This window comes from Jeotgalicoccus huakuii (assembly GCF_036665975.1).
Taxonomy (GTDB): domain Bacteria; phylum Bacillota; class Bacilli; order Staphylococcales; family Salinicoccaceae; genus Jeotgalicoccus; species Jeotgalicoccus marinus.
In genome coordinates, this window is the sequence record NZ_JAVIYN010000013.1 from 67138 (window position 1) to 75409 (window position 8272).

Consider the following 8272-nt stretch of genomic DNA (forward strand, 5'->3'; position numbering starts at 1 on the left):
GACAGATGTCGATGATGAATCATCTTCTCGATCCAAACAACTAATTTTGACTCATTTTATAATAATTCTGCCAAACTTCATCAGGTACCATATCTCCACCTGTACTCCAGGCAATATGTGTGCCACTCTTATTCATTTGAACTGCCCCGTATATCCCCGCTAATGCGGATGGTTCTAGTTTTATGGATTCAGTATCGTAGATCGCAGTCAACATTTCAAATAGATGTGTATCACTCACTGTGCTGATTCCTGAAATAAGGTTCTTTAATAAGTCGCCGACAAAGCCTGATGGTCGCCCAACTGCTAGTCCGTCAGCAGCTGTTATATTATCCAAATCGAAGTCTTGGATTGATAATTGATCATGATAGTCTGTCATCATACCGAGTAACATGCATGGTGAGTGTGTGGGTTCGACAAAGTAACAATTTACAGCATCTTTGAAAACAGTTTTTAAGCCGAAAGCTATGCCGCCCGGGCCGCCACCAACGCCACATGGGAGATAGACATTCAAGGGTTGGTTTTTATCGACTATAATATTCTGGTCTTGAAGTTGCGCTTTTAGACGAATGGCTGCGACAGCGTAACCTAAAAATAAGGTCTTTGAGTTTTCGTCATCAATGAAATAGCTATTTGGATCATTTAAACTATCCTGTCGCCCTTGTAAGACTGCTTTGGAATAATCATCTTCATGTTCCACCACGTTTACGCCTTTTTCTCTAAGAAGATCTTTCTTCCATTGACGTGCGTCTAAAGACATGTGGATTGTTACTTTAAAACCTAATTTAGCACCCATAATTCCGATGCTTAAACCAAGGTTTCCAGTCGAACCACAGACGAGCTCGTGGTGTGAAAATAGTGTTTTAAAATCATCACTATCAAATTTTATATAATTATCTTCGGTGCTGATTAATCCTGCATTCAAAGCGATTTTTTCAGCAAACCATAGAACTTCATAAATACCACCACGTGCTTTTACAGAACCTGAAATGGGAAGGAGATTGTCCTGTTTTAAATATAGTGGACCATCAACTTTTTGATTAAACAAAGACTGTAAGGCTTTAGGCATATGAGTGAGTTCTGTTAAAGCGGATTCAATAATGCCAGCTTGGTCTGTAGTTTCTGGAAATACATGTGCAATATATGGTGCAAAACGTTTTAAACGAGCCTCAGCATCTAAAATATCATTTTCTGTAAGTGCTAAATCATCTGCCACAGTATCCATTGATCTAATATTGTCATTTAACCAAATGGTCTCCTTATAATCGATTAACTCTTGTATTTTAGGATATTCACGTATCCACTCTTCTTTAGATTTATCTACAATCACAAAATCAACTCCTTAACCCTTTTCATTCAGTGTATTAAATTTAGACAAAATAAAAAAGGTTCCTTGTTTGGGAACCTTTCTTACTATTTGTCATTAAGCTTGTTCATATCGATAACAACTGTACCAGCATCATAGTCCATATCTTTTAATTCAGTCTTATGCGCACCTTCAAAATCTGGACTATCGATAAACAACACGGATTGGTGATGTTCTAAAGCGAATCTGTAAGCTTCTTCTTGTTCGTGATTTAATTTCATATTTTCGATGCGTCTGTCTTCCGGCTCACCTGCAGAGAAATAAGTGATTAACTTATCACTAGCAGTACCATCAATCGTCTTCGATTGCACATCCTCATTTAATTCCAAGCTTTCAAAAGAATCATTTGAATACACTGTTAATTTTCTTCTGTCGACGTTCAACTCATTTTTCAATTCGTGAATTCGATTCAATAAATCTTTCTCGTTAACGAAAGTTTCAACTCTAGACATTTTCATCCCTCCTGAGGATTAACATTTACTAGATATCTACCCTGGAGAGATGAGTTAAAACAATATTAATCGTTTAATTATCTGATATATTCTTGTTTGAAAGTTTTATTTTACTGGTATTCAGAATAAATTATATTATCTCATCTAATCAGTTACAGTAGCTTTATTGTAATGTTATGCATCTGGTCCTGTGGGTCTTGTTTTATAAAGCTCTATCCACTCATCAACAGTAAACTTCTCTGCTAATTCTGCGAGTAATTCATAAGGAATCTTTTTAGGGTTAGAGAATCGTATACAACTTTTACCCATATTTAACTTTGTCGTCATGTGTTTTGGATATTCTTCAGTAAACCAATCAAGAACTTTAGGTTCTCTGTACATCCCCATATGATAAACAGCGAGGTGTCTTTTTTGAGCTGCTATACCTATGAATGGTAAGGGGGAATTGTCAACGTGGTAGCCTTCGGGGAAGGTAGATAATGGCACGTCAAAGCCAGGCATGCCATGAGAAATATTAACTTCAAAACCTGGTGGTAAGTGTGTTTCAAATGTTTCCCATGTCTTTAGAAATGCATCTTTCCATTTATCATCTATGGATGCTACATACTCATCAAAAGTCATACTTTAACCTCCTTTTATTCAATTTTACTATAAATATATATAAAGGCAGTACATAAAAAATGTTTATTGTAAGTTATTAGGGTAATTTATAGAATATAAACAAATGGGGGTATGTATATGAAGAAGGCTTGGGCATTATTTTTATTTATTGCTGTAATGCTTGTACTGACAGCTTGTGGAAGCAGTGAAGAGACGCGTACATTTGAAATGAATGAAGACGGTATCGACAGTACCTTAGTCTATACTTACAGTGGGGATGAAGTAATCAGTCAAGATGCTGAGAATATCGTTAACTATGAAGAACTGGGTATCACTAAAGAAGAAGCGGAAGAAATTCTAGGACCTGTCTCTGAAGAATATGAAGGTCTACAAGGTGTTGACTACAGCATTGAATTTGGTGATGACGAGGCTGTAGAACAGTTAACAGTGAATTATGAAGAACTAGATTATGATGAAGCACAAAATGTGACAGGTATTGATCTTGAAGGTGATCCAGAAGAAGGTGTCAGCATGGAAAGGTCTGCTGAAATGTTAGAATCTCAAGGTTATACAGAAGTCGGTGGAGATTCAGAAGAATAGAAATACAAAAGGATAATATTAGTAAGCTTTGGATGAGAAATCTTGAATTTGAGACTTCTCATCCTTTTTTATCATCTAGCTATGTTGTACGGGTGTTATTACAGTTATAATAGAGTTAAATGTGAAACTTTAGGAGTGACAACCGTGGGAGAGATTATTTCATTAAAAAATATTACGTGGCGCCGCGGCAAAAAGGAAATTTTGAAAGATGTTTCTTGGACAGTCAATAGTGGTGAACAGTGGGCAATTCTTGGTTTAAATGGTGCGGGTAAGACATCTATTTTAGATATTGTGCTCGGTTACAATTATCCTACAAGTGGCAAAGCTACGGTTATTGGTACTGAATTTGGTAAGGCAAGCTTACCTGAGATGAGAAAGAAGATTGGTTATGTCAGTTCCAGTCTCGATAAATTTCATCAAACATTAAATAGAGAGACAGCATTAAATATTGTCGTCAGTGGTAAATTTGCTTCATTTGGTATTTACCAAGATCTAGATCGTGAAACAATCGATTTTGCGGATTCAATACTTCATATGTTGAATCTTAGTCATTTGCGCGACCGTACATATGATACTTTCTCACAAGGTGAGAGAAGAAGGATATTGATTGGACGTGCACTCATGGGAGAGCCTGAGTTGTTGATCTTAGATGAACCATGTAGTGGACTTGATGTGAGAGCGAGAGAAGAGGTCTTGAACATTGTAAGAAGAATAAGTGATGAAGACCGACATTTACTCTATGTGACGCATCATATAGAAGAATTAATTCAACCGATTACCCATGTTTTACTTATTAAAGATGGGGAAGTGTTAAAGGCAGGACCAAAAAGAGAAGTGTTAACAGATTATAATTTAAGTGAAGCTTATAAGACACCGGTGGCTGTCAGGTTTGATAATGATAGACCGAGTTTAATCATTAAAGAGACGGAGGCTAAGGATGAAAAATAAATACATCTTAATCTTTATCGCATTTTTAATTGTATTTAGTCCTTTAAATGTTCAGGCAGTTGAAGGAGATAACAATCAATATAACAACGAATATCAAGATCCTTGGCAAAATAATAATCAAACAGATACATATAACGAAGGTCAAAATGGTGTGACAAATGATAGTTATCAAGACCCGAATGCTAATAATGAAACGTGGGATGATGGTTCGACGACTGAAGGATATTATGATACGAATGGTAACTGGATAGAAAGCGGTCAGAGTAACACGAACAACTATAATGATAATAATTGGAATGATGGTAATAACTCAGAGGGTTATTACGATGCCAACGGTGTATGGATAGAGGACGATAATACAGAAGGTTATTATGATTCCAATGGTGTCTGGGTAGAAGGCAATCAAAGAGAGACTCAAGATGACGGTTATAGTGATCAAGCCAATGAAACGGAATATCAAGAGCCTGTTCAAACATATGAAGAGCCTGTAGTGGAAGAGACAGAACCAGTTGTGGAAGAAGAGGTAGCTGAAGAACCTAAGAATGAAGAAGGCATTTCGATTCAAGCGCTTGAGGGAGAAGGTTATACAGTTAGTGGCTCTGTTATTGATGACAGTGAAGCGAGTGTGGAAGGTATTACGCTCGTATTAACGGATGGAGAAGAGTCTGTTGAGTCTCAATCTGATGCCAATGGAGAATTTCTTTTTGAAGATGTGGCTCCAGGTACATATACATTAAATATGAAAGAAAACGATTCTTACCAAACCACAACAGAACCTATTGATGTTGAGGTCGGCAATAGAGATAAGTTAGGTTATTCTATTGAGGTTCAAGAAATTGAAAGTGAAGAACCTGTTGAAGAAGACGCCGAAGAAGAAAAAGAAACGTCTGAAGCGGATGATACACCTGTAGAAGAAACAGAAACAGATGAAAAATCGGAAGAATCAATTTCGGATAGTATATCTGGGTTAGAAATTATTTTAATTTCAGTCGGCGTCATACTACTACTGTCAACAATTGGAGTTATCGTCTACCGACGTTTTGTAAGATAAACAAAGATTTCTTGCATGAAGAAAAGTAATTTGATATTATATAACTTACCGTGCTAAGCGGGGAGGTAGCGGTGCCCTGTACTTGCAATCCGCTCTAGCAAGGCTGAATCCCGCTTTTGAGGGTTTGGAGTGTGAGGACTGCCTCGTAAGCTTCAATGTTGATATTGCGGTCCTATGCAATAGAACGTCATGAACCATGTCAGGTCCGGAAGGAAGCAGCATTAAGTGGCCAATTCTATGTGCCGTAGGGTTGCCGTGATTGAGTTGAACTTACGAGTAACGCTTGTTCATCAGACACGACAAAGCGGTGCACGGTACTTTTTTGACTTCATAAGAATGAAGTCTTTTTTTATGCCTAAATATAAGGGTCTAAAGCACACCATATGTTATAATTACAGCTAGAAATAATGAAAAGATGAGGTGCCTTTTGATGGAATATCAGGCGTTATATAGAGCTTTTCGGCCTCAGAAATTTAGTGATGTTGTCGGCCAGCGTCACGTAACTAAAACTTTACAAAATGCCATTCAACGTGGTAAGGAATCACACGCCTACTTATTTAGTGGACCAAGAGGTACTGGTAAGACAAGTATCGCTAAGGTCTTTGCTAAAGCTTTAAACTGTCCTAACGAACAAGATGGTGAACCGTGTAATGAATGTGAAATTTGCCAATCTATTACTGACGGTAGTGCGAACGATGTGATTGAAATTGATGCTGCAAGTAATAATGGTGTAGATGAAATTCGTAATATTCGAGATAAGGTGAAGTATGCGCCAGCGGAAACGAAGTTCAAAGTCTACATTATAGATGAGGTTCACATGTTAACGACAGGTGCTTTTAATGCGCTGTTAAAAACCCTAGAGGAACCACCAGCACATGCTATATTTATCTTAGCAACTACAGAACCCCATAAGATTCCCGCGACGATTATTTCTAGAACACAGAGATTTGATTTTAAATCACTTGATCTTAATGAAATAACTGAGCGACTTGAATTCGTTGCGGACCAAGAAGGTACCAAGTACGATCCCAATGCACTACGCTATATTGCGAGAATTGCAGAAGGCGGAATGCGTGACGCATTGTCAATTATGGATCAGGTCATTGCCTTTTCAAGTGATGAAGTGACTATGGAAGACGCGGTAATGATTACAGGCGGGATTGAACAAGATGAATTAAATGACTGGTTAAAAACAATAGAGGATAAAAACACAGAAGCGGCATTTCATAAATATCAGCAATTTATAGATGAAGGTAAGGACCCGACACGTCTAGTCCATGAGCTTGTATTCTTTATAAGAGATGTTATATTGATGAAGCACTCTAATAAGATTACTGAGGATACAGCCTTTGTTCATACGGAAAACGAAATTTTGTACAAGATGGTTGATGTGTTGAATGATGCAATGGTCAGCATGAGATTTTCGGTAAATACAAGTGTGCACTTGGAAATTGTCATTGTTAAACTGATTCGTGTACTTGAATCAGTACATCCTTCTGCGAACATTAATGAAGCTTCGTCAAATGAGATTGTAGAACTTAAGGCTCAAATTAATGCTCTCCAAGAGAAGATTGAACAAGGCATTGAAGTGAAAGAAAAACCGAAGAAAACTGTTGCAAGAAGTAAGCAAGGATTCTCAATTGAGAAGATAGAACGTGTATTGAAAAATGCGAATAAAGAGGATTTAGTTAAACTTAAAGATGGTTGGCCTGGTGTCTATAAATACATTGAAGATAAAGGTCTTCAATCTTTACGAGCTCTAATCAAAGATTCTGTGCCGGTTGCTGCAAGCGATACGCATGTCTTAATCAAGTTTGATAATGATGTGCACTGTGAACTTATCAATCAGAATGCCAGCAAAAAAGAAGAGCTTGAAAAGTTAATACTAGAAATTATCGGTAAGAAAGTACAAGTTGTTGGGGTCCCAGATTCGAGTTGGAAGCAAGTCAGACAAAATTATATTGATCAACACAGAAGTGACATTCAGCAAAAACAGTCTACTGAAGAGAAGTCCTCAGATATCGCAAAGAAAATGTTTGGAGATATTGTTGAGGTGAATGATTGATACTTTGTAAAAAAGTCATAATCATATATAATATGGAAGAAATAAAAATGTATCGGAGGATGAAAACATGCGCGGTGGTATGAATAACATGCAAGGCATGATGAAGCAGATGCAGAAAATGCAAAAGAAAATGGAAGAAGAGCAAGCGAAGCTGAAAGAAGAACAAGTTGAAGGTACTGCAGGTGGCGGTATGGTGACAGTTGTTGTTTCTGGACATAAAGAAGTCATTGACGTTGTAATCAAAGAAGATGTTGTAGACCCTGATGATATCGATATGTTACAAGATCTCATTGTCGCGGCAACTAATGAAGCAATGAACAAAGCTGATGAACTAACAAGTGAACGTCTTGGTAAGCACACAAAAGGCTTAAATATTCCAGGGATGATGTAAATGCATTACCCAGAACCGATATCTAAGCTCATTGACAGCTTCATGAAATTGCCAGGTATTGGGCCGAAAACAGCTCAGCGCCTGGCATTTTATGTACTTAATATGAAAGAAGACGACGTAGTAGACTTTTCTAAAAGCCTCATGCAAGTTAAAAGAGAGTTAACTTTTTGCAGTATATGTGGGCATATTACAGATATAGACCCGTGCTATATTTGCCAAGATAAGAATAGGGATCGTTCGACGATTTGTGTAGTCCAGGATACTAAGGATGTCATTGCTATGGAGAAAATGCGTGAGTATAAAGGTCTGTACCACGTTCTCCATGGTGCAATTAGCCCAATGGACGGCATTGGACCTGAGGATATTAACATCCCTTCATTATTAGAAAGATTAAAAGATGAGGAAGTAAATGAACTCATATTAGCAACTAACCCGAATATTGAAGGGGAGTCGACTGCCATGTATTTAACTCGGCTCATCAAACCGATTGGTATCAAGACGACTCGCCTGGCACATGGCTTACCTATTGGTGGCGATCTAGAATATGCGGACGAAGTCACCCTATCTAAGGCAATAGAATATAGGACTGAATTATAAGGGCATGTATGCCCTTATAATTTTTTTAAATAAATTTTAAATAAAGGGTTGCATTAATTCTTAGTGTCCTGTATAGTTATATCTTGTTGAGCGACAAACACGAACACAACAAAATACAACATGAGAGTTAACAAAAAATTAATGCTTGCGTTCGAGCCGACAACGTGTTATAATTAAAAACAGTCAACAAGAAATTTACACAAAC

General features: G+C 37.4%; 9 protein-coding genes and 1 other RNA gene. 7 read left to right on the forward strand and 3 right to left on the reverse strand.

The genetic code is table 11. From position 1 onward, the window contains the following. Nucleotides 1-40: 40 nt before the first annotated feature. The 3 genes from dsdA to V6E76_RS08040 all read right to left on the reverse strand — a co-directional run bounded on the left by dsdA (nucleotide 41) and on the right by V6E76_RS08040 (nucleotide 2436). Nucleotides 41-1327 (reverse strand): D-serine ammonia-lyase, encoded by a 1287-nt coding sequence (dsdA, locus tag V6E76_RS08030; protein WP_247351940.1) that lies wholly within the window; start codon nucleotides 1325-1327, stop codon nucleotides 41-43. A gap of 83 nt (nucleotides 1328-1410) precedes the next feature. After that, a complete protein-coding gene (locus V6E76_RS08035) occupies nucleotides 1411-1815 on the reverse strand; it encodes a hypothetical protein (RefSeq protein ID WP_247351942.1) in 405 nt (134 codons plus the stop codon). A 174-nt stretch (nucleotides 1816-1989) separates the two neighbouring features. Continuing rightward, nucleotides 1990-2436 (reverse strand): DUF1801 domain-containing protein, encoded by a 447-nt coding sequence (locus tag V6E76_RS08040; RefSeq protein ID WP_247351944.1) that lies wholly within the window; start codon nucleotides 2434-2436, stop codon nucleotides 1990-1992. A gap of 117 nt (nucleotides 2437-2553) precedes the next feature. Here V6E76_RS08040 and V6E76_RS08045 point away from each other — a divergent pair, with 117 nt between their 5' ends. From V6E76_RS08045 to recR, 7 genes are all read left to right on the forward strand, one after another. Continuing rightward, nucleotides 2554-3015: a DUF1307 domain-containing protein gene (locus V6E76_RS08045; protein WP_247351946.1), complete on the forward strand. Its 462-nt coding sequence runs from the start codon at nucleotides 2554-2556 to the stop codon at nucleotides 3013-3015. A 144-nt stretch (nucleotides 3016-3159) separates the two neighbouring features. Then, nucleotides 3160-3963, forward strand: a complete 804-nt coding sequence (locus V6E76_RS08050; protein ID WP_247351948.1) for an ABC transporter ATP-binding protein — start codon at nucleotides 3160-3162, stop codon at nucleotides 3961-3963. After that, nucleotides 3953-5014 carry a carboxypeptidase-like regulatory domain-containing protein gene (locus tag V6E76_RS08055; RefSeq protein ID WP_247351950.1) on the forward strand — a complete coding sequence of 354 codons (1062 nt, stop codon included), beginning with the start codon at nucleotides 3953-3955 and terminating at the stop codon, nucleotides 5012-5014. Before V6E76_RS08050 ends, V6E76_RS08055 begins: the two co-directional genes overlap by 11 nt. A gap of 48 nt (nucleotides 5015-5062) precedes the next feature. Then, an RNA gene (ffs, locus tag V6E76_RS08060) (signal recognition particle sRNA large type) lies at nucleotides 5063-5329 on the forward strand. 115 nt (nucleotides 5330-5444) lie between these two features. Further along, complete coding sequence (dnaX, locus tag V6E76_RS08065; RefSeq protein ID WP_247351953.1) at nucleotides 5445-7079, forward strand: DNA polymerase III subunit gamma/tau; 1635 nt, start codon at nucleotides 5445-5447, stop codon at nucleotides 7077-7079. 67 nt (nucleotides 7080-7146) lie between these two features. Further along, nucleotides 7147-7470 (forward strand): YbaB/EbfC family nucleoid-associated protein, encoded by a 324-nt coding sequence (locus V6E76_RS08070; protein WP_026867056.1) that lies wholly within the window; start codon nucleotides 7147-7149, stop codon nucleotides 7468-7470. Continuing rightward, on the forward strand, nucleotides 7471-8067 hold the full coding sequence (gene recR, locus V6E76_RS08075) for a recombination mediator RecR (RefSeq protein WP_247351955.1): 597 nt from the start codon (nucleotides 7471-7473) through the stop codon (nucleotides 8065-8067). Nucleotides 8068-8272 lie beyond the last annotated feature (205 nt).

What these genes read in the sequence shown, in the direction of transcription:
- V6E76_RS08035 (WP_247351942.1), bottom strand. Translation starts at nt 1,815, where the DNA reads ATGTCTAGAGTTGAAACTTTCGTTAACGAGAAAGATTTATTGAATCGA.
- V6E76_RS08040 (WP_247351944.1), bottom strand. Translation starts at nt 2,436, where the DNA reads ATGACTTTTGATGAGTATGTAGCATCCATAGATGATAAATGGAAAGAT.
- V6E76_RS08045 (WP_247351946.1), top strand. Translation starts at nt 2,554, where the DNA reads ATGAAGAAGGCTTGGGCATTATTTTTATTTATTGCTGTAATGCTTGTA.
- V6E76_RS08055 (WP_247351950.1), top strand. Translation starts at nt 3,953, where the DNA reads ATGAAAAATAAATACATCTTAATCTTTATCGCATTTTTAATTGTATTT.
- dnaX (WP_247351953.1), top strand. Translation starts at nt 5,445, where the DNA reads ATGGAATATCAGGCGTTATATAGAGCTTTTCGGCCTCAGAAATTTAGT.
- V6E76_RS08070 (WP_026867056.1), top strand. Translation starts at nt 7,147, where the DNA reads ATGCGCGGTGGTATGAATAACATGCAAGGCATGATGAAGCAGATGCAG.
- recR (WP_247351955.1), top strand. Translation starts at nt 7,471, where the DNA reads ATGCATTACCCAGAACCGATATCTAAGCTCATTGACAGCTTCATGAAA.